The sequence below is a fragment of the Acidovorax carolinensis genome (genome assembly GCF_002157145.1).
In the GTDB taxonomy this organism is placed as follows: Bacteria; Pseudomonadota; Gammaproteobacteria; order Burkholderiales; family Burkholderiaceae_C; genus Acidovorax; species Acidovorax carolinensis.
Map to the genome: position 1 here is coordinate 1863398 of NZ_CP021361.1, position 21556 is coordinate 1884953.

The 21556-nt window shown below is 63.3% G+C and carries 10 protein-coding genes and 4 pseudogenes; 11 read left to right on the forward strand and 3 right to left on the reverse strand.

Translation table 11 applies throughout. From position 1 onward, the window contains the following. Positions 1 to 109 precede the first annotated feature (109 nt). The 5 genes from CBP34_RS08745 (at position 110) to CBP34_RS08765 (ending at position 7714) form a co-directional block, all read left to right on the forward strand. Positions 110 to 2986, forward strand: coding sequence for a 2-oxoglutarate dehydrogenase E1 component (locus tag CBP34_RS08745; RefSeq protein WP_086912274.1), 2877 nt, complete (start codon positions 110 to 112; stop codon positions 2984 to 2986). Between the two features lie 48 nt (positions 2987 to 3034). After that, on the forward strand, positions 3035 to 4306 hold the full coding sequence (gene odhB / locus CBP34_RS08750) for a 2-oxoglutarate dehydrogenase complex dihydrolipoyllysine-residue succinyltransferase (RefSeq protein WP_094097801.1): 1272 nt from the start codon (positions 3035 to 3037) through the stop codon (positions 4304 to 4306). 97 nt (positions 4307 to 4403) lie between these two features. Next, a complete protein-coding gene (gene lpdA, locus CBP34_RS08755; RefSeq protein ID WP_094097802.1) occupies positions 4404 to 5834 on the forward strand; it encodes a dihydrolipoyl dehydrogenase in 1431 nt (476 codons plus the stop codon). A gap of 90 nt (positions 5835 to 5924) precedes the next feature. Beyond that, the gene (gene zapE, locus CBP34_RS08760; protein WP_086912277.1) at positions 5925 to 7022 is read left to right on the forward strand and encodes a cell division protein ZapE; all 1098 of its coding nucleotides are present in this window, start codon (positions 5925 to 5927) and stop codon (positions 7020 to 7022) included. Further along, positions 7022 to 7714 carry a hypothetical protein gene (locus tag CBP34_RS08765; RefSeq protein WP_094097803.1) on the forward strand — a complete coding sequence of 231 codons (693 nt, stop codon included), beginning with the start codon at positions 7022 to 7024 and terminating at the stop codon, positions 7712 to 7714. Before zapE ends, CBP34_RS08765 begins: the two co-directional genes overlap by 1 nt. 58 nt (positions 7715 to 7772) lie before the next feature. On the opposite strand, the gene CBP34_RS08770 is transcribed toward CBP34_RS08765, so the two are convergent. After that, entirely contained in the window at positions 7773 to 8579 is an 807-nt protein-coding gene (locus CBP34_RS08770) for a PP2C family protein-serine/threonine phosphatase (protein ID WP_094097804.1), read from the reverse strand. 119 nt (positions 8580 to 8698) lie between these two features. Here CBP34_RS08770 and CBP34_RS08775 point away from each other — a divergent pair, with 119 nt between their 5' ends. Next, entirely contained in the window at positions 8699 to 8902 is a 204-nt protein-coding gene (locus tag CBP34_RS08775) for a YdcH family protein (protein ID WP_094099118.1), read from the forward strand. Then, a pseudogene (locus CBP34_RS08780) lies at positions 8902 to 10946 on the forward strand (ATP-dependent DNA helicase). Before CBP34_RS08775 ends, CBP34_RS08780 begins: the two are co-directional and overlap by 1 nt. On the opposite strand, the gene CBP34_RS08785 reads toward CBP34_RS08780, so the two are convergent. Continuing rightward, a complete protein-coding gene (locus CBP34_RS08785; RefSeq protein WP_086927151.1) occupies positions 10909 to 11706 on the reverse strand; it encodes an outer membrane protein assembly factor BamD in 798 nt (265 codons plus the stop codon). The pseudogene CBP34_RS08780 and the gene CBP34_RS08785 sit on opposite strands and share 38 nt — an antisense overlap. Positions 11707 to 11903: 197 nt before the next feature. Here CBP34_RS08785 and dnaE point away from each other — a divergent pair. The 3 genes and pseudogenes from dnaE (at position 11904) to clpA (ending at position 18322) form a co-directional block, all read left to right on the forward strand. Continuing rightward, positions 11904 to 15450: pseudogene (gene dnaE, locus CBP34_RS08790) on the forward strand (DNA polymerase III subunit alpha). A 107-nt stretch (positions 15451 to 15557) separates the two neighbouring features. Beyond that, positions 15558 to 15916, forward strand: a pseudogene (clpS, locus tag CBP34_RS08795) (ATP-dependent Clp protease adapter ClpS). Positions 15917 to 15973: 57 nt separating this feature from the next. Further along, positions 15974 to 18322 carry an ATP-dependent Clp protease ATP-binding subunit ClpA gene (clpA, locus tag CBP34_RS08800; RefSeq protein WP_086912284.1) on the forward strand — a complete coding sequence of 783 codons (2349 nt, stop codon included), beginning with the start codon at positions 15974 to 15976 and terminating at the stop codon, positions 18320 to 18322. Positions 18323 to 18470: 148 nt separating this feature from the next. Here clpA and CBP34_RS08805 read toward each other — a convergent pair whose 3' ends face one another. After that, the gene (locus CBP34_RS08805; RefSeq protein WP_086914056.1) at positions 18471 to 19733 is read right to left on the reverse strand and encodes a lytic murein transglycosylase; all 1263 of its coding nucleotides are present in this window, start codon (positions 19731 to 19733) and stop codon (positions 18471 to 18473) included. A 298-nt stretch (positions 19734 to 20031) separates the two neighbouring features. On the opposite strand from CBP34_RS08805, the pseudogene sbcB reads away from it, so the two are divergent. Beyond that, positions 20032 to 21476: pseudogene (gene sbcB, locus CBP34_RS08810) on the forward strand (exodeoxyribonuclease I). Positions 21477 to 21556 lie beyond the last annotated feature (80 nt).

The window sequence follows — 21556 nt, forward strand, 5'->3', positions numbered from 1 at the left end:
CAAAGGCCCTTCCCCAGCCACAGTCGCATCCGCCAATCGGTCCAGCCGTGTCGCGGAAGGTTTCTCAACCAGCTAATGCTTCCCGAAGGGAAGCGGAGGTCAGCGGAATATGAGCGATACGACATCCGTCTATCAAGCCTACCAAGGCAACACCTATCTCTTCGGCGGCAATGCGCCCTACGTCGAAGAGATGTATGAAAACTATCTTGCCAATCCTGGCAGCGTGCCCGACACCTGGCGCGAATATTTTGATGCGTTGCAGCATGTTCCCGCTGTCGACGGTTCCAACGCCAGGGACGTTCCGCACCTCCCCGTGATCAACGCTTTTGCGGAGCGCGCAAAGCAAGGCGGCACCAAAGTGGTCGTTGCGAGTGCCGACGCCGAAATGGGCCGCAAGCGCACCGCCGTGCAACAGCTGATTGCCGCCTACCGCAATGTGGGCCAGCGCTGGGCCGATCTGGACCCCCTGAAGCGCACCGAGCGCCCCGCCATTCCCGAGCTGGAGCCGTCGTTCTATGGCTTCACCGACGCCGACCAGGAAACGGTGTTCGACACGAGCAACACTTTCTTCGGCAAGGACAAGATGCCGCTGCGCGAGTTGCTCAATGCGCTGCATGAAACCTATTGCGGCACCCTTGGCGCCGAGTACATGTACACCACCAACCAGGCGCAAAAGCGCTGGTGGCAGCAAAAGCTTGAAAGCATCCGCAGCAAGCCCCAGTTCAACGCTGATCGCAAACGCCAGATCCTCGATCGCCTGACGGCCGCCGAAGGGCTGGAGCGCTTTTTGCACACCAAGTATGTCGGCCAGAAGCGCTTCTCGCTCGAAGGCGGCGAGAGCTTCATTGCTGCCATGGACGAACTGATCCAGTCGGCTGGCGCCAAGGGCGTGCAGGAAATCGTGATCGGCATGGCCCACCGCGGCCGTCTGAACGTGCTGGTGAACTCGCTGGGCAAGATGCCCAAGGACCTGTTTGCCGAATTCGACCACACCGCACCCGAAGACCTGCCCGCGGGCGATGTGAAATACCACCAGGGCTTCAGCTCCGACGTGTCCACTGCTGGGGGCCCGGTGCACCTGTCGCTCGCGTTCAACCCCTCGCACCTTGAAATCGTGAACCCGGTCGTGGAGGGTTCGGTGCGCGCCCGCATGGACCGCCGAGCCGATCCCAAGGGCAGCCAGGTTCTGCCCGTGCTGGTGCACGGTGATGCCGCCTTTGGCGGCCAGGGCGTCAACCAGGAAACCCTGGCATTGGCCCAGACCCGTGGCTACACCACGGGTGGCACGGTGCACATCATCATCAACAACCAGATCGGTTTCACCACCTCCGATCCGCGCGACATGCGCTCCACCGTCTATTGCACCGACATCGTGAAGATGGTTGAGGCGCCGGTGCTGCACGTCAACGGCGACGATCCCGAAGCCGTGGTGCTGGCCACGCAACTCGCGCTGGAGTTCCGCATGGAGTTCCGCCAGGACGTGGTGGTGGACATCACCTGTTTCCGCAAGCTGGGCCACAACGAGCAGGACACGCCTGCTCTGACCCAGCCGCTGATGTACAAGAAGATCGCCGCCCATCCCGGCACGCGCAAGCTGTATGCCGACAAGCTGGCGGCCCAGGGCCTGGGTGCGACGTTGGGCGACGACATGGTCAAGGCCTATCGCGCCGCCATGGACGCTGGCAAGCACACCGTTGATCCCGTGCTGACCAACTTCAAGAGCAAGTACGCGGTGGACTGGTCGCCCTTCCTGGGCAAGAAGTGGACCGATGCCGGAGACACCGCCATTCCGCTGACCGAATGGAAGCGTCTGGCGGAAAAGCTCACCACCATTCCGGACAGCGTTGCGCCGCACCAGCTGGTCAAGAAGGTGTATGACGACCGCGCCGCCATGGGCCGTGGCGAAGTCAATGTGGACTGGGGCATGGGCGAGAGCATGGCTTTTGCCTCGCTGGTGGCCAGCGGCTACCCGGTGCGCCTGTCGGGCGAAGACTCGGGCCGTGGCACCTTCACGCACCGCCATGCCGTCATTCACGACCAGAACCGCGAGAAGTGGGACACCGGCACCTATGTGCCGCTGCAGAACGTGGCCGAGAACCAGGCGCCGTTCGTCGTGATCGACTCCATCCTGTCCGAAGAAGCCGTGCTGGGCTTCGAATATGGCTACGCGGGCTCCGACCCCAACACGCTCGTTGTCTGGGAAGCCCAGTTCGGTGACTTTGCCAATGGCGCGCAGGTGGTGATCGACCAGTTCATCGCCTCCGGCGAGGTGAAGTGGGGCCGTGCCAACGGCCTGACACTGATGCTGCCGCACGGTTACGAAGGCCAGGGGCCCGAGCACAGCTCCGCGCGTCTGGAGCGTTTCATGCAGCTGGCGGCCGACGCCAACATGCAGATCGTGCAGCCCACCACGGCCAGCCAGATCTTTCATGTGCTGCGCCGCCAGATGGTGCGCGACCTGCGCAAGCCGCTGATCATCTTCACGCCCAAGTCGCTGCTGCGCAACAAGGATGCCACCTCGCCGCTGGCCGAGTTCACCAAGGGCAGCTTCCAGACGGTGATCCCCGAGCAGAACGAGGCCATCGACAAGAAGGCCGACAAGGTCAAGCGCGTGATTGCCTGCTCGGGCAAGGTCTATTACGACCTGGTGAAAAAGCGCACCGAGAACGAGGTGACCGATGTGGCGATCATCCGCGTTGAACAGGTCTATCCGTTCCCGCACAAGGCGTTTGCCGCGGCGATCAAGAAGTACCCCAACGCCACGGACATCGTCTGGTGCCAGGATGAGCCGCAGAACCAGGGCGCCTGGTTCTTCATCCAGCACAACATCCACGAGAACATGCTCGATGGCCAGAAGCTGGGCTACTCCGGCCGTGCAGCGTCTGCTTCGCCTGCCGTGGGCTATTCGCACCTGCACCAGGAACAGCAAAAGGCGCTGGTCGAAGGCGCGTTTGCCAAGCTCAAGGGTTTTGTCCTGACCAAGTAAGGCCGGCAAACCCTCTCCAGAACAAAACCCCATTCCGAAAGAATTGATATGGCTATCGTAGAAGTCAAAGTACCGCAACTGTCCGAATCCGTGGCTGAGGCCACCATGCTGACCTGGAAAAAGAAGGCCGGCGACGCGGTGGCTGTGGACGAGATCCTGATCGAGATCGAAACCGACAAGGTCGTGCTGGAAGTGCCCGCACCCGCTGCAGGCGTGCTGGCAGAAATCGTCCAGGGCGACGGCGCCACCGTGGTGGCCGAACAGCTGATCGCGAAGATCGACACCGAAGGCAAGGCCGGGGCCGCCGCGCCTGCTGCCGCTGCAGCGCCCGCCGCGGCTGCGGCACCTGCAGCCGCTGTGGCCGTGGCCGCTGCTGCCACCGGCGGTTCGAAGGCCGACGTGGCCATGCCCGCCGCTGCCAAGCTGCTGGCCGACAACAACCTGTCGGTGTCGGCCGTGGCCGGCACGGGCAAGGATGGCCGCGTGACCAAGGGCGACGTGCTCGGGGCTGTGGCTGCGGGGGCTGCAAAATCTGTAGCTGCCAGCGCAATTCCCACGGGCGTTCCAACCAAATCTTTGCCCCAGGTTTCGGCACCTTCGTCGGCTCAGAACCTGGGTGACCGCCCTGAGCAGCGCGTGCCCATGAGCCGCCTGCGTGCCCGTGTGGCCGAGCGTCTGCTGCAGTCGCAATCGACCAACGCCATCCTCACCACGTTCAACGAAGTGAACATGGCCCCGGTGATGGACATGCGCAAGAAGTTCCAGGATGCGTTCACCAAGGAACACGGCGTGAAGATCGGGTTCATGAGCTTCTTCGTGAAGGCCGCCGTGCATGCGCTCAAGAAGTACCCGGTGCTGAACGCCTCGGTCGATGGCAACGACATCGTCTACCACGGCTATTTCGACATCGGCATTGCCGTGGGCTCGCCCCGTGGCCTTGTTGTGCCCATCCTGCGCAACGCCGACCAGATGAGCTTTGCCGAAATCGAGAAGAAGATCGCTGAATTCGGCAAGAAGGCCGCTGAAGGCAAGCTGGGCATCGAAGAAATGACCGGTGGCACGTTCTCGATCTCCAATGGCGGCACCTTCGGCTCGATGATGTCCACCCCCATCATCAACCCGCCGCAGTCGGCCATTCTGGGCGTGCACGCCACCAAGGACCGCGCCGTGGTCGAAAACGGCCAGGTCGTGGTGCGCCCGATGAACTACCTGGCCATGTCGTACGACCACCGCATCATCGACGGCCGCGAAGCCGTGCTGGGCCTGGTGGCCATGAAGGACGCGCTGGAGGACCCCTCGCGCCTGCTGTTCGACATCTAAGCGCTGAGCGCTGAAAGCATCGACCCACCCATGTGGCCTGGCCTGTGCTGGAGCCCGTCGGTGGGTCTTTCACCAACTGACCGAGTGAGATTTCCCCATGAGCAAACAATTTGATGTCGTCGTGATCGGCGGCGGCCCCGGCGGCTACATTGCTGCCATCCGTGCAGCGCAGCTGGGCATGAACGTGGCCTGTATCGACGAGTGGAAGAACGACAAGGGCGGCCCGGCTCCCGGCGGCACCTGCACCAACGTGGGTTGCATTCCGTCGAAGGCGCTGTTGCAGTCGTCCGAGCATTTCGAGCACGCCAACAAGCACTTTGCCGACCACGGGATCACCGCCACGGGCGTGAAGATGGACGTGGCCAAGATGGTGGCCCGCAAGGACAGCGTCGTGAAGCAGAACAACGACGGCATCCTGTACCTGTTCAAGAAGAACAAGGTCAGCTTCTTCCACGGCCGTGGCTCGTTTGTGAAGGCTGCCGATGGCGGCGGCTACGAGATCAAGGTGGCCGGCGCTGCCGAAGAGACCCTGGTGGGCAAGCAGATCATCATTGCCACCGGCTCCAATGCGCGTGCGCTGCCCGGCGCGGCATTTGATGAAGTGAACATCCTGTCCAACGACGGTGCGCTGCGCATGGGCGCCGTGCCCAAGAAGCTGGCCCTGATCGGTTCGGGCGTGATCGGCCTGGAGATGGGTTCGGTCTGGCGCCGCCTGGGCGCGGAAGTGACCGTGCTCGAAGGCCTGCCAACCTTCCTGGGTGCCGTGGACGAACAAATCGCCAAGGAAGCCAAGAAGGCGTTTGACAAGCAGGGGCTCAAGATCGAACTCGGCGTGACAGTCGGCGAGATCAAGAACAGCAAGAAGGGCGTCAGCATCGCCTACACCAACAGCAAGGGTGAAGCCCAGACACTGGATGCAGACAAGCTCATCATCTCGATCGGCCGCGTTCCCAACACCATCGGCCTGAATGCCGAAGCCGTGGGTCTGCAGCTCGACGAGCGCGGCGCCATCGCCGTGGACGGCGATTGCAAGACCAACCTGCCCGGCGTGTGGGCCGTGGGCGACGTGGTGCGTGGCCCGATGCTGGCGCACAAGGCCGAGGAAGAGGGCGTGGCCGTTGCCGAGCGCATGGCCGGCCAGCACGGGCATGTCAACTTCAACACCATTCCCTGGGTGATTTACACCAGCCCCGAAATCGCCTGGGTGGGCCGCACCGAGCAGCAGCTCAAGGCCGATGGCGTCAAGTACAAGGCCGGCACCTTCCCGTTCCTGGCCAATGGCCGCGCGCGCGCATTGGGCGACACGACGGGCATGGTCAAGTTCCTGGCCGATGCGCAAACGGACGAAATCCTTGGCGTGCACATGGTGGGGCCACAGGTCAGCGAGCTGATTTCCGAGGCCGTGGTGGCCATGGAGTTCAAGGCCAGCGCGGAAGACATCGCCCGCATCTGCCACGCGCACCCCAGCTTGAGCGAAGCGACCAAGGAAGCCGCCCTGGCGGTGGACAAACGCACGCTGAACTTCTGATTCTTTGCGTCAAATTGGCTGCTAGCGCTTATGTATAAAGCGCTAGCAGCTATTTATTTAATAGCTGCATAGTTTCAGGGCAACTTCAACGTGACTGTCAAACAGACCTATCTCAGAGAGCTTGCCGCCAAGGGCTTTCAGAGCGATCCGGCACAGCTGCGTGCGGTGGACGCCTTGCAGCGCTGCGCCCGGGACTGGGCCGCATACAAGTCGCGCCGCTCCAACGCCCTCAAGAAGATCATCAACCACCCTGAAGTTCCGCGCGGCGTTTACATGTACGGCGGGGTGGGGCGCGGCAAGAGCTTTCTCATGGATTGCTTTTTCAATGCCGTGCCGCTCAAGCGCAAGGTGCGCCTGCATTTTCACGAGTTCATGCGCGAGGTGCACCGCGAGCTGGCTGGCCTGCAGGGCACGGTGAACCCGCTGGATGTGCTGGGTGCGCGCATCGCCAAGCGCTACAAGCTGATCTGCTTCGACGAGTTCCATGTGGCCGACATCACCGACGCGATGATCCTGCACCGCTTGCTGGCCGCGCTGTTTGACAACGGGGTGGGCTTTGTCACCACCTCCAATTTCAAGCCCGATGAGCTCTACCCTGATGGCTTGCACCGTGACCGCATCCTGCCGGCCATTGCGTTGCTGAACGAAAAGCTGGAGGTGGTGAACGTGGACAACGGCACCGACTACCGGCGCCGCACGCTCGAGCAGGTGAAGCTGTACCACACGCCGCTCGGGCCCGAGGCCGACGCTGAAATGAACACGGCCTTCGACCAGCTGGCCGAGGTGCATGACGAAGACCCGGTGCTGCACATCGAGGCCCGCGAGATCCGGGCGCGGCGCAAGGCCGGTGGCGTGGTGTGGTTTGACTTCAAAACGCTGTGCGGTGGCCCCCGGTCGCAGAATGATTACCTGGAGATCGCCACGCAGTTCCACACGGTACTGCTGTCGGATGTGCCCTATATGCCCGTCAACATGGCCTCGCCTGCGCGGCGCTTTACCTGGCTGGTGGATGTGCTGTATGACCGGCGGGTCAAGCTCATCTTGTCGGCCGCCGTGCCACCAGAGCAGCTGTACACCGATGGGCCGCTGGCACACGAGTTTCCGCGAACGGTGTCACGGCTCCATGAGATGCAGTCCAAGGAGTTTCTCGCACTCGATCGCCGCACTGTCGACACGGGACTGACGTAATGAAGAAAAACGCATGGGCAGTTTGGGCTCTGGTAGGCCTGGTCGCCGGGCCAGTCATGGCCCAGTCGGCAGCTTCTGTGCCGCCAGAGCACCGTCACAGCGCAGCGCGGGCCGAGCGGCAGGCTGAACGCGAACGCATCCACCAGGAGCGGCAGGCTATTGCCGCAACCCAAAAAAGCGATGAAACGGCGTGCTATCGCCGCTTCGCGGTGGAAGACTGCCTTCGGGACGTGCGGACCCAGGCACGCAATGCCGAGCTTCAACTGCGGGCTCGCGAGCTGCGGCTCAATGACGCGGAACGCAAGGAAAAGGCCGCAGAGCGCCTGCGTTCGATTGAAGAAAAGCAGCGCATGGCTCCGGACCGTTCGCAACCCCAAGGCTCAGCCCGCGGGGCGGGTCGTCCTGCTCCCGCCAGTGTGGAGGAAATGCGCACCCAGCATCAGCGTGAGGCGCAACAGCGGGCGCAGCAGCAGCGCACGCGTGAGCAGTCGGGTGCGGAGAATCGGGCCCAGCGTGCCGAGGAAAGCGCCCAACGGGCAGCTGCTGCGCGTGCCCGCCATGCCGAGAATGTGAAAGCGGCGCAGGAGCGGCGCGAACGGGTGCAGAAAATGCAGGCCGAAGCCGCTGCTGCGGGGCGCAAGCCAACGGCTTCGTTGCCCGCATCTTCGGGGCTACCTCCCGTTCAGCCCTGAGTGGGGATGTTTGACGGGGTGCACGCGCTCCAGCGCGTGCGGGTTGGGCCTGTGCGTTTCAGGTGCTGCCTGTGGATACCGGGGTAAGTCGCCCGATTTTCTTTTCCTCGACCAGGGCTTCGATTTTCACGACGACCAGCGACAGATTGTCGCCACCGCCGCGTGCGCGCGAGCGTGCCTTGTCGATCAGGAATTCGGTCGCCTCGCGCGGCGACAGTGAATCCACCACCGAGGCCAGTTCGGTGGGCGAAAAATAGTGCCACACGCCATCGCTGCAGGCCAACAGGACATCGCCTGGCTGCAATTGCTGGATGGTGTGGGTGGTGATGGGCGGGTCGCTTTCGGTGCCGAGGCAGCCCACCAGAATGTTGGAATGCGGATGGATGTTGGCCTCGGCTTCGGTCAGCTCGCCGCGATCTACCAGGGCCTGAACATAAGAGTGGTCGCTGGTGCGAAAGGTCAGCCGGGCACCCTCGAAGTGATAGATGCGCGAATCGCCCGCATGAACCCAGTGGCAGTCACCGCGCGGGTTGATCAAAAACGCCGCAATCGTGCTGTGGGGTTCCTGTTCGGAGGAAATGGCAGTGAGGCGGATGACGATGTGTGCCTCTTCCACCATGTTCTTGAGCATGGCCGCAGGGTCGTCCGTCTCTGGCGAGTAGCGCTCGAACAACTGGCGGGCCGTCATCATCACCTGGTCGGAGGCCTTGCGCCCGCCACTACGCCCGCCCATTCCGTCGGCAACGACACCCAGCACGCAGCCGTTGTAGCGGTCGTGGGAGATCAGGGCCACCTGGTCTTGCTGGTATTCGCGGTCACCCTTGTGGATGCCGGTCGAGGCGATAAGGCGGAACGCTTTGGTCATGCTGGTGATTGTGGGGGCGGCGGCGCAAATCCCCCTCAGGGAGGGGTGCCAGAGCGCGTATTATCCGCTCGCGTGTGGCATTTTTGCCATGCCCATGAGTGCATCGCACCGCCAACGTCTTGAAATCGAACCACCACTCATTGCCGCGCCAGATGATTGATTTGCGCATCGCCCATGCTGATCTGGATGCCCGCATCGACCAGGGAACGCTGCAAGGAATGCCGGACGATTTTTTGGTCAGGCGCCTGAAGAAGCGCCGCCTGGCCCTGCGCGACGAAATCGACCGTCTGGAGCGCGCGCTGCAGCCCCAAGAGCCCGCGTGATGAGCTTGGTGGAAGCCGTGCATGCGGCATTTGGACCCGATGGAGTGCTGTCGCGAATGGACGCACATTACCGTGCGCGCGATGGTCAGATCGCAATGGCCGACGCGGTCGCCAGGACCATTGAGCGGGGTGGCCCCCTGGTGGTGGAAGCTGGCACGGGCGTTGGCAAGACCTTCGCCTATCTGGTTCCTGCGTTGCTCAGCGGCGAGCGGGTGTTGCTATCCACGGCCACCAAGGCCTTGCAAGACCAGCTTTTTTCCCGGGATCTCCCTCAGTTGGTCTCTGCCCTGGCCATGCCGGTGCGCACGGCACTGCTCAAGGGACGGGGCAGTTACCTGTGTCTGCATCGCATGGAGCAGGCGCGCCAGGATGTCATGCCGCAGGATCGCGCCATGCAGCGGGTGCTGGCGAAGGTGGAGGTCTGGTCGCGCAGCACGCGCTCGGGTGATCTGGCCGAGTTGCCGGGCCTGGACGAGCGCTCACCCGTCATTGCCCTGATTACATCCACCCGCGACAACTGCCTGGGCACGGCGTGCCCCCGGTTTCGCCAGTGCCATGTGAACCTCGCCCGGCGTGAAGCGCTGGCTGCCGATGTGGTGGTAGTCAACCACCATTTGTTCTTTGCCGATGCGGCCGTGCGGGAGTCGGGCATGGCCGAGTTGCTGCCGACCGTGCGGGTCGTGGTGTTTGACGAGGCGCACCAGATCAATGAAATCGGCGTGCAGTTCCTGGGTATGCAACTGACCACGGGCAGCTGCTGGATTTTTCGCGTGACCTTCTGGCTGCGGGTTTGCAGCATGCCCGTGGCCTTGCGGACTGGAGCACCCTGGCGGGCCGTATCGATCGGGCCGCTGCCGATCTGCGGATTGCCGTGGGGCCGAGCAGTACTGCCGGCACCAAGCTGCGCTGGACAGGCGAGGTGCCTGAAGCCGTTGTGCCCGGGGGCTGGCATGACGCTGTTCGACAGCTGTCCGTAGCCTGCGCGCAAGCCCTGGAAGCTCTGGACCAGTTCAGCGAAACTTCCCCTGACCTCATGCGCCTGTATGAGCGGGGCGCGGAAATCCTGGCGCGCCTGGGTCGCTTTGCTGCGCCGTGCAGCCCTGATGCGGTGCGCTGGGTGGAGCTGGGGGGGCAACTGCGGCTGGTGGAGTCGCCGCTGGATATTGCGCAGGCCATGCGAACCCGCTTTCTTGCTGCTCCGGCCGAGGCCACGGACGAGGAGTGGCCCCAACCTTCGCAGCATGTCGGGCGGGCCTGGATTTTCACGTCGGCAACCCTGGGCGACGATGCCGCTCTGACATGGTTCACCGAGCGCTGTGGCTTGCAGGATGCCGAGATCTTGCGCGTGGAAAGTCCGTTCGACTATGCCGCACAGGCCGCGTTGTACGTGCCTCGGCACTTGCCAAAGCCATCCGATCCCGCGCACAGCATCGCCGTGGCCCAGTTGGCTTCAGCGGCCGCCAGCCGTCTGGGTGGGCATACGCTGGTTCTGACCACAACACTCAGGGCCCTGCGCGTTATCGGCGATGCTTTGCAAGCCTGTTGCAGCAGCCCTGACGGTCTGGAGGTGCTGGTGCAGGGAGACTGGCCCAAACGCCACCTCATGGAGCGCTTTCGCGACGGTGCATTGAGCGGAGGGCGCGGCTGCGTGCTGGTGGCGTCGGCCTCGTTCTGGGAAGGCTTTGATGTGCCAGGCGATGCCTTGCAACTGGTCATCATTGACAAGCTGCCCTTTCCGCCCCCTGGCGATCCGCTGGTGGAGGCCCGCACCCAGCGTATCGAGGCCGCTGGCGGACGAGCGTTTCAGATGCTTGCAGTGCCGGAGGCCGCCGTGGCGCTCAAGCAAGGTGCGGGGCGGCTGATCCGGCGGGAGTCGGACCGGGGCATCCTGGTGGTATGCGACATCCGGCTGGTGACGATGGGCTACGGCAAACGGCTGATGCGCGCATTGCCGCCCATGCGCATTCTTGAAAGTCCCGAGGCGTTCGAGGCAGCGCTGGATACGCTTACCAGAACTTCCACCACGGATTCGACTTGGTCTTGACGCTGCCCGTCGCGTAGACGCCTTGGGGGTACGAAGCCTCCATGACCCGGCGGGCGTCGTCCCGCAGCTGGGTCATGCCCAGGGCGTCGTAGGACTGGATCAGGATGTACAGGGCCTCTTCGAGCGCGGGCACACCCTGGTAGTCAGCCAGTGAGGCCTGGGCACGGCCAATGGCTGCCACATAGGCGCCGCGCTGGTAGTAGTAGCGCGCGACGTGGACTTCATACTGGGCCAGCGAATTGACGATGTAGGTCATGCGCTGGCGCGAATCTTTGGCGTAGCGTGAGTCAGGGAACCGGGTTGCCAGTTCGCTGAACGACTCGAAGGAGTCCTTGGCCGCTTTCTGGTCGCGTTCGGACAGATCCTGCTGCGAAATCCACGAAAAGAGGCCCAGGTTGTCGTTGAAGTTGACCAGGCCTTTCAGGTACAGCGCGTAATCCAGTGCGGGGCTGGCGGGGTGCAGCTTCATGAACCGGTCGAGGGTGGCGATGGCCTGCGCCTTTTCGCCAGACTTGTATTGCGCATAGGCTTTGTCCAGCTGCGCCTGCTGGGCCAGCGGCGTGCCCGCTGCGCGGCCCTCCAGCTTTTCGAACAAAGGCACTGCCTTGTCGAATGCGCCGCTGCTCAGCTCGTCCTTGGCTTCCGAGTAAATGCGGTTGGGGCTCCAGCCCGCTGTCTTGTCTTCCGGAGTGCTGGAACAGCCCGCGAGCAGGCCGGCGGTCAGCAGGGCAGTGATAAAAGGCAGGGGGGCACGCAGCATTGCAGGCAGCTTTCAGGCAAAAGGTGAACGTGTGTCTGGTCAGGCGCTGCAATGACTGCTGCACCGATCTGGTGCGGCTTGGCCTGCGGCGGAACTCCAACCGACGGTGGCATTGTACCGACCATGGCTGCTGCACTTTGCGCGCTTAAATTGGCCATTTCAGGTGCCGGGCCGGACGGGCTTCCTACAATGGGGCCATGTTTGTTCACCTGCGCCTGCACACTGAGTTTTCCGTCGTTGACGGCACCAATCGCATCGATGACCTGGCCAAGTCCGCGGCCAGGGATGGCCAGCCTGCGCTGGCCATTACCGATCTCAACAATCTCTTTGGCGCTATCAAGTTCTACAAGGAAATGCGCGGCAAAGGCGTCAAGCCGATTCTGGGCGCTGAAATCCTTCTGGAAGGCGAGGCGGGGGCGGCGCCCTCGCGCATGCTGGTGCTGGTGCAGGGGCGCCAGGGCTATCTGAACCTCTCCGAATTGCTGGCGCGCGCCTGGACCCGCAATGTGGTCAAAGCCCAGGCCATCTGTACCTGGGAGTGGTTGCAGGAACTGGGAGAGGGATTGATCGCGATTTCGGGCGCCCAGGCGGGCGCGGTGGGCAAGCTCTTATGAAAGGCGATGACGTCGGGGCGGCGAGTCTGGCGCTGCGGCTGGCCGGCATCTTTCCGCACCGTTTCTATGTGGAGGTGCAACGGGCGGGTCGTGCCGATGACGAGGCCCATGTCGTGGCCGCAGTGCAGCTGGCTGCGCGGCTCAATTTGCCGGTGGTCGCCACGCATCCCGTGCAGTTCGCCACCGCCGACGACTACGAGGCCCATGAGGCCCGGGTCTGCATTTCCGAAGGTGAAATTCTGGGCAACCAGCGGCGCGTGCGCAAGTTCACGCGCGAGCAGTATTTCAAGTCGTCAGCACAGATGCAGGCGCTGTTTGAGGACCTGCCTGCCGCCCTGGCCAATTCGGTTGAAATTGCCCGCCGTTGCAACATCAGCCTGGTGCTGGGCAAGCCGCAGTTGCCCAATTTCCCCATCCCGCCCGTGAATGGGCAGGTGCTGTCGGTGGAAGATTACTTCCGCCACGTTTCCTTCGAAGGGCTGGAGGACCGCCTCAAGCTTCTATTCCCCGACGAAGCCAAGCGCAACGCACAGCGGCCGCGCTATGTGGAGCGGCTGGAGTTCGAGCTCAATACCATCCTGAAGATGGGTTTTCCCGGCTACTTTTTGATTGTGGGGGACTTCATTCAATGGGCCAAGACGCACGGATGTCCCGTGGGACCTGGCCGCGGATCTGGCGCGGGATCCCTGGTGGCCTATGCGCTCAAGATCACCGATCTGGACCCGCTCGAATACAACCTGCTGTTCGAGCGTTTCCTGAATCCCGAGCGCGTGTCGATGCCCGACTTCGACATTGACTTTTGCCAGGCGAACCGCGACCGTGTGATCGACTACGTCAAGGACAAATACGGCAAGGATGCGGTAAGCCAGATCGCCACCTTCGGCACCATGGCCGCCAAGGCCGCCATACGTGACGTGGGCCGGGTGATGGACATGAGTTACACGTTTTGTGACGGCATTTCCAAACTGGTGCCCAACAAGCCTGGGCAGTCCTACACGCTGGCTTACCCGCCCAACCCGAAGAAAGAGGGCGACAAGAACAATTACGCCCTGGAGCTGGAACCCGTGCTGGCGGAGCGGGTGCAAAAGGAAGAAGACGTCAAGACCGTGATCGAGATGGCGCAAAAGCTGGAGGGCTTGACGCGCAACATCGGCATGCATGCCGGTGGCGTGTTGATTGCGCCGGGCAAGCTCACCGATTTCTGCCCGCTGTACCAGCAGCCGGGCAGCGAGGCGGCCGTGAGCCAGTACGACAAGGACGATGTGGAGGCCATCGGCCTGGTGAAGTTCGACTTTTTGGGCCTGGCCACGCTCACCATCCTGGAGATTGCGCGCGAATTCATCATGAAGCGCCACAAGGGCCAGGAGAACTTCAGTTTTGAGACCATCCCGCTCGATGATGGGCCGACCTACAAACTCTTCTCCGATGGCAAGACCGAGGCGGTGTTCCAGTTTGAAAGCCGCGGCATGCAGGGCATGCTGCGCGAAGCCCGCCCCAGTCGCCTTGAAGACCTGATTGCGCTGAACGCACTGTACCGCCCAGGCCCGATGGACCTGATTCCGAGCTTCGTGAACCGCAAGCACGGCAAGGAAGTGGTGGAGTATCCGCATCCGCTGGTCGAGAAGGTGCTGTCTGAAACCTACGGGATCATGGTCTACCAGGAGCAGGTGATGCAGACCGCCCAGGTGCTGGGTGGCTACTCGCTGGGCGGCGCAGACATGCTGCGCCGGGCCATGGGCAAGAAGAAGGCCGAGGAAATGGCCGAGCACCGCGCCATCTTCCGCAAGGGGGCCGCAGAAAAGGGCATCAGCCAGGAGAAGGCCGACGAGGTGTTCGACCTGATGGAAAAGTTCGCGGGCTACGGCTTCAACAAGTCGCACGCGGCCGCCTATTCGCTGCTGGCCTACCACACGGGCTGGCTCAAGGTGCACTTTACGGCCGAGTTTTTCTGCGCCAACATGACGGTGGAAATGGACGACACCGACAAGCTCAAGGTGCTGTTTGAAGATGCGCAGAAGAATTTTGGAATGACCTTCGAGCCACCGGATGTGAATCGCGGCACGTACCGTTTCGAGCCCGTGACCGACAGGGTGATCCGTTACGGCCTGGGTGCCGTCAAGGGCACGGGGCAGCAGGCCATCGATGCCATTGTTGCGGCCCGTGAGGGCCGGGGCGAAGGGCCTCAGGGCTCCACCACGGGTCCGTTCAAGAGCCTGTTTGATTTTTGCGTGCGGGTGGACAAGGCGCGCCTGAACAAGCGTACCGTCGAGGCGCTCATCAAGGCGGGGCCTTTGACTCGCTCAACCTCAACCGCGCCGCCATGGTGGCCTCGATCGACCGCGCCTTTGATTTTGCTGCTGCCACGCTGGCCAACGTGAACCAGGGCGGCCTGTTCGACATGATGGGCGACGACGCCCATGGCTCGAGCACGCAGGAGCCAGACCTGGTCGATGCGGTGCCCTGGGGTATCAAGGAGCGGCTGACCCAGGAGAAAACGGCCATTGGTTTCTATCTTTCTGGCCATCTATTCGACGAAGTGGCGCAGGAGGTGCGTCGCTTTGTGCGCACCCAGATCGACGAGCTGCTGGACAGCCGCGAGCCCCAGATTCTTGCGGGGATCATCAGCGACTTTCGCGTGATCAACGGGCAGCGGGGCAAGCTGGGCCTGTTCCGGCTGGATGACAAATCGGGTGTCATCGAGGCGTCGGCCGACGAAGCCCTGCTTAATACCTACCGCAATCAACTCAAGGAAGACGAGTTCGTGGTCATGATGGGGCGCCTGCAGCTGGACCATTTCAGCGGGGGCCTGCGGGTGAAGGTGCAGCAGGTCTGGGATCTGGCCGGGGCCCGCGCGCGGTTTGGCAAATACCTCCATGTGGTGGTGGGTGACAGATCCCCCGATGTGCCGCGCCTGGTGCAGGAGTTTCCTCCGCGCCGTGAAGAATCCGAACAGGGTGATCTGCTGCATGGACTGCGCGTTCGCATGGGCGTACGCTGCATGGCCGAGCAGGGCGCCGCGGTGGCCGAGCTGCAGCTGGGCGATGCCAGCCGGTTTTATCCCACCGACGCGGCACTGGCAGCCTGGAGTGCCCAGGTTGGCACGGGCTCTGCCTCCGTGATCTATGAATGAACACGGGATTTTTCTGCACTCGTGCGCTGGGTCCGGTTGAAAAACACGCGACCGTCATCAGATGACACTGGCTGCAGCGATGCCTCTGGATGGCTAGAATGAATTTCATGGCAACTAAACCACCCTCTACCCCCACCGCGCAGCCCGTGATCCGGCCAGCGCAGGATGACGGCGGTTCGGTCGTGCTCGAAAGACGCGCGCAAAAGACCAAGCCGCCCAGATGTACCAGGTGGTCATGCTCAATGACGACTACACGCCCATGGAGTTCGTGATCGTGGTGCTGCAGGAGTTCTTCAGCAAGGATCGGGAACAGGCCACGCAGATCATGCTGAAGATCCACCTCGACGGCAAAGGCGTTTGCGGCGTGTATTCCCGCGACGTGGCCGCCACCAAGGTGGACCAGGTGCTGGAGGCCGCGCTCAAGGCCGGCCATCCCCTGCAATGTGTGAGTGAGCCTGTTGAATAACAGGTTTCTCATCCCGATCTACAGTTATCCCTTCCACGCAAGCACAAAGGAGTTCACATGATTGCCCAGGAACTGGAAGTCAGCTTGCACATGGCCTTTGTTGAGGCCCGCCAGCAGCGCCACGAGTTCATCACCGTGGAGCATCTGTTGCTTGCACTGCTCGATAACCCCAGCGCAGCGGAAGTGCTGCGCGCATGTTCGGCCAACATCGATGATCTGCGTTCATCGCTGTCGAACTTCATCAAAGACAACACGCCGCAGGTCGCAGGATCTGACGAGGTGGACACACAACCCACGCTGGGCTTCCAGCGGGTGATTCAGCGCGCCATCATGCACGTGCAGTCCACGGGCAATGGCAAGAAAGAGGTGACGGGCGCCAACGTGCTCGTGGCGATCTTTGGCGAGAAGGATTCGCACGCCGTGTACTACCTGCACCAGCAGGGCGTGACGCGCCTGGATGTGGTCAATTTCATTGCCCATGGCATCAAGAAAGGCGAACCGCCAGAACCCGCCAAGGCCGAGAACCAGGCCGAAGGCGAGGAGGGCGGTGGTTCGGAACGCAATGAAAAAGCGTCTCCGCTGGAGCAGTTCACGCAGAACCTGAACCAGGCCGCCAAAGAAGGCAAGATTGATCCGCTGATCGGCCGCCACTACGAGGTGGAGCGCACGATCCAGATACTGTGCCGCCGTCGCAAGAACAACCCGCTGCTGGTGGGCGAAGCCGGCGTGGGCAAGACGGCGATTGCCGAGGGTCTGGCCTGGCGCATCACGCAAAACGATGTGCCTGAAATTCTGGCCGAGGCCGTGGTCTATTCGCTCGACATGGGCGCGCTTCTGGCGGGCACCAAGTACCGGGGGGATTTCGAGCAGCGCCTCAAGGGCGTGCTCAAGTCGCTCAAGGACAAGCCCAATGCCATCCTGTTCATTGACGAGATTCACACCCTCATCGGTGCGGGTGCCGCATCGGGCGGCACGCTCGATGCGTCCAACCTGCTCAAGCCGGCGCTCTCGAGCGGGGCGCTCAAGTGCATTGGGGCGACGACCTTCTCGGAATACCGTGGCATCTTCGAAAAAGACGCGGCGTTGTCGCGCCGCTTCCAGAAGGTGGACGTGGTCGAGCCCACCGTGCAGGAAACCATCGACATCCTCAAGGGCCTCAAGAGCCGCTTTGAAGAGCACCACAGCGTGAAGTACGCTGCGGCGGCCCTGCAGGCTGCGGCCGAGCTGAGCGCCAAGTACATCAACGACCGCCACCTGCCCGACAAGGCGATTGACGTGATCGACGAGGCCGGTGCCGCCCAGCGCATCATGGTGCCGAGCAAGCGCAAAAAGACCATTGGCAAGGCCGAGATCGAAGAGATCGTGGCCAAGATCGCACGCATTCCGCCCGCCAATGTCTCCAACGACGACCGCGGCAAGCTGCAGACGCTGGAGCGCGACCTGAAAAGTGTCGTGTTCGGCCAGGACAAGGCCCTCGAGGTGCTGGCCAGCGCGGTCAAGATGGCGCGCTCTGGCCTGGGCAAGGGCGACAAGCCGATCGGCTCGTTCCTCTTCAGTGGCCCCACCGGCGTCGGCAAGACCGAGGCGGCCAAGCAGCTGGCGTACATCATGGGCATCGAGCTGATCCGCTTCGACATGTCGGAGTACATGGAGCGCCATGCCGTGAGCCGCCTGATCGGCGCGCCCCCCGGTTACGTGGGGTTCGACCAGGGTGGCCTGCTCACCGAAGCCATCACCAAGAAGCCGCACGCGGTGCTGCTGCTCGATGAAATCGAGAAGGCGCACCCGGACATCTTCAACGTGCTGCTGCAGGTGATGGACCATGGCACGCTGACCGACAACAACGGACGTAAGGCCGACTTCCGCAACGTGCTCATCATCATGACCACGAACGCGGGCGCCGAGACCATGAACAAGGCGACCATCGGCTTCACCAACCCGCGGCAGGCGGGCGACGAAATGGGCGACATCAAGCGCCTGTTCACGCCCGAGTTCCGCAACCGGCTGGATGCCATCGTCAACTTCAAGGCGCTCGACGAGCAGATCATCTTGCGCGTGGTGGACAAGTTCCTGCTGCAGCTGGAAACCCAGCTGGCCGAGAAGAAAGTGGAAGTCACCTTCACCGACACGCTGCGCAAGCACCTGGCCAAGAAGGGTTTTGATCCGTTGATGGGCGCCCGCCCGATGCAGCGCCTGATCCAGGACACGATCCGTCGTGCACTGGCCGACGAACTGCTCTTCGGCCGCCTGACCGAAGGTGGGCGTCTGACGGTGGACATCGACGTCAAGACCGACGACAAGGGCGTGGAAACGTCCGAAGTGCTGCTGGATATCCAGCCGCTGCCCAAGAAGGATCGCTCGGCCAAGTCAGAACCCGCCGAACCCGAAGAGGCCACGGCAGATTGATTGATTGATCGATTGAGTGCTGTGCCTGCGCCCTTGGGCGCTCACCCATAGCGCTGAAAACAAAAAAACCCACGGTGTATGCCGTGGGTTTTTTTACCTGGTGCCTGGCAGTGACCGACACGACGGGCGTTTCACCCCGGGCGGCCCTTCACGGCGCCTGCAGGCGCTGAAGCAGCTCCTGCGTGGGGTAACCGTCTTGCGCCACACCCACGCTGCGCTGGAAGGCGCGCAGGCCTGCGCGGGTGGCTGGGCCCATCACGCCGTCCGGGGTGCCGGCAGAAAAACCGTTGCGGTTCAAGGCCTCTTGCAGCGCCTGCATCTGTGTGCGTGTCAGGGGCTCCAGGTCGCGGGGCCAGGCGCCCGCAATGGCTGCACCGCCGCCGATCTGTTGCGACAGCAGTGCCACCGCGAGCGCGTAGTTGACGGAGTTGTTGTACCGCAGGATGGTGCGGAAGTTGGCTCCCACCAAAAAAGCGGGGCCGCGTGCGCCGCCCGGACTAACGATCGAGGCTGAGGCGAGGCTTGGCAACCTCTGGCCGTCGAGCGGGCGCACTCCATCGGCTTCCCATTGCGCCGTGCTCTGCCGCACGCCGAGGTCGGCCCGGGCATGGTCGAACGAAGGTGGCAGCTGGACCTCGGCCCCCCAGGGCTCGTTCGCCCGCCAGCCGGAGCGGGCCAGAAAGTGGGCCGTGGATGCCGCCACATCGGGGATGCTGCCCCAGATGTCGCGGTGCCCGTCGCCATCGGCATCGACGGCGTAGGCCAGGAACACCGAGGGCAGGAACTGTGTGTGGCCCATCGCACCGGCCCAGGAGCCGATCATGCGGTCGGCGGCGATGTCGCCCGCGTCGATGATGCGCAGGGCCGCCAGCAGTTCGCTTTGCGCCCAGGCGCGGCGGCGCCCGTCGTAGGCCAGCGTGGCCAGTGCGTCCACGGTGCGCAAGCTGCCGAAGTTGCTGCCGTAATTGCTCTCGATGCCCCAGATGGCGGTGATGACGGTGGCCGGCACGCCGTAGCGGGCGGCGGCTGCGTCCAGCGTTGCCTGGTGCTCCGCCAGCTTGGCCTGGCCCTGCGCTATGCGCTGCGCAGAGACGGCGCTGTCGAGGTAGGCCCAGGGCGTGCGGGTGAACTCGGGCTGGGCGCGGTCCAGTTCCACCACGCGCGGTTGCCATTGGGCGTTGCCCAACACGTCGCGCACCGTGTCAGGTCGAATGCCGCCCGCCAGGGCTTGTGCCGCAAAGGCGGTGCGCCACGCGGCAAAGCCTGCCGCGTGGTCCGCATCGGTTGACGTGCCTCCGGCAGTGGCGGCAGTGGGGCTGGGCTGCGCTGCGGCCGGGGTGTCCATCGTGGCCGGGGGGCGGGCGGGAGCCGGTGCTAAGGCGCATCCCGCCAAAGCCATGGTCGCCAGCATTGCGGCAGGCATCCGCATCAACACAAGCGATGCGGTGCGCGCAAGAAAGGAATGAGGTGCTTGGGTAGTTTGCATGCGCCATTGTCCCGCGCTGCAGCGCTCGTGTCTTGCCGCAGACATGGCGCGCTGCAATGAGGGGGGCTTTTTGTTCACTACTGTTTTGATAGCTGTCGGCGCTTGATGTGCAAGCGCTGGAGGTCAAAAAGATTGAAATCCCGGTTACAGTGGACCCTTGGCGCCGGCAGCGCCCTTGCGCGCTCTTTTTGCCTTTGCCTTTGTCTTTGTCTCTTTACCGACCATGGCCCCTCACACCTTTCTCTGGCACGACTACGAAACCTTCGGTGCCAACACCCGGCGCGACCGGCCGGCGCAGTTTGCGGCCATCCGCACCGACGCCGCGCTGAACGAAATCGGCGATCCGCTGATGCTTTATTGCCAGCCCGCCAACGACTATCTGCCCGATCCGCAGTCTTGCCTGATTACCGGCATCACGCCGCAGCTGTGCCTCGAAAAGGGCGTGCCCGAGCACGCTTTTGCCAGCCGCATCGAGGCCGAATTTGCGCAGACGGGCACCATTGGCGTGGGCTACAACACCATCCGGTTTGACGACGAAATCACGCGTTTCATGTTCTGGCGCAACCTCATCGACCCTTACGCGCGCGAATGGCAAAACCAGTGCGGCCGGTGGGATCTGCTTGATGTGGTGCGCATGACCTATGCGCTGCGGCCGGACGGCATCCATTGGCCCACCAAGGAAGACGGCACGCCCAGCTTCAAGCTGGAACATCTCTCCAAAGCCAACGGCCTCGTGCACGAGGCCGCGCACGATGCGCTGTCGGACGTGCGCGCCACCATTGCGCTGGCGCGGCTGATCCGCCAGCACAACCCCAAGCTGTTTGACTTTGCCCTGTCGCTGCACAAGAAGGACCGTGTGGCCGCCGAGCTGCGCCTGCCGACAACGGCCCTTACGGCGCGGCCGTTTTTGCATGTATCGGGCATGTTTCCGGCCGACCGTGGTTGCCTTGCGGTGATGTGGCCGCTGGCCAGCCATCCCACCAACAAGAACGAGCTGATTGCCTGGGACCTCGCCCACAACCCGCGCGAACTGGCCACGCTGGGCGCCGACGAGATCCGCCTGCGCATGTTCTCCAGGGCGGCCGACCTGCCGAGGGCACCACGCGCCTGCCCATCAAGACCATCCACCTGAACAAATCGCCGATGGTGGTGGGCAACGTGAACACGCTCACGCCAGCGCTGGCGCAGCGCTGGGGCATCGACCTGGCCCAGGCGGCGCAGCATGCCGACATGGCGCGGGCCTTGCCCGACATGAGCGGCATCTGGCCCGCCGTGTTTGCCCGCCCGGCCGAGCCTGCGCCCGACGTGGACCAGGACTTGTATGGCGGATTTGTGGGCAACAGCGACCGCCGCCACCTGAACGATTTGCGCACCCTGTCAGGGGCGAAGCTGGCCACCACGCGCACGGGTTTTGATGACCCGCGCCTGGCCGAACTGGTGTGGCGCTACCGGGCCCGCAACTTCCCGGACACGCTGTCGCCCGAAGAGGCCGAGCGCTGGGAGGCGCACCGCGCCGCCTGCCTGTTTGACGGCGCGGGTGGAGCGCGGACCGTGGAGCAGCTGTTCACCGAGATCGACCAGATCTCGGAAACCGCAGACGATGACCGCACCCAGGAGATTCTGGGCGCCCTGTACGATTACGCCGAGCACATCGCACCGGAGCGGTAGCCCCCCTGAGGCGCTGCGCGCCTTCCCCCGGAGGGGGACGCACCCGGTGGCCTGGCAAAGCCAGTTCCACGGGTGCACTG

Bases quoted from the DNA above. Each gene is read 5' to 3' on its own strand.
- CBP34_RS08745 (WP_086912274.1), top strand. From the start codon at position 110: ATGAGCGATACGACATCCGTCTATCAAGCCTACCAAGGCAACACCTAT.
- odhB (WP_094097801.1), top strand. From the start codon at position 3,035: ATGGCTATCGTAGAAGTCAAAGTACCGCAACTGTCCGAATCCGTGGCT.
- lpdA (WP_094097802.1), top strand. From the start codon at position 4,404: ATGAGCAAACAATTTGATGTCGTCGTGATCGGCGGCGGCCCCGGCGGC.
- CBP34_RS08765 (WP_094097803.1), top strand. From the start codon at position 7,022: ATGAAGAAAAACGCATGGGCAGTTTGGGCTCTGGTAGGCCTGGTCGCC.
- CBP34_RS08770 (WP_094097804.1), bottom strand. From the start codon at position 8,579: ATGACCAAAGCGTTCCGCCTTATCGCCTCGACCGGCATCCACAAGGGT.
- CBP34_RS08785 (WP_086927151.1), bottom strand. From the start codon at position 11,706: ATGCTGCGTGCCCCCCTGCCTTTTATCACTGCCCTGCTGACCGCCGGC.
- clpA (WP_086912284.1), top strand. From the start codon at position 15,974: ATGATTGCCCAGGAACTGGAAGTCAGCTTGCACATGGCCTTTGTTGAG.
- CBP34_RS08805 (WP_086914056.1), bottom strand. From the start codon at position 19,733: ATGCTGGCGACCATGGCTTTGGCGGGATGCGCCTTAGCACCGGCTCCC.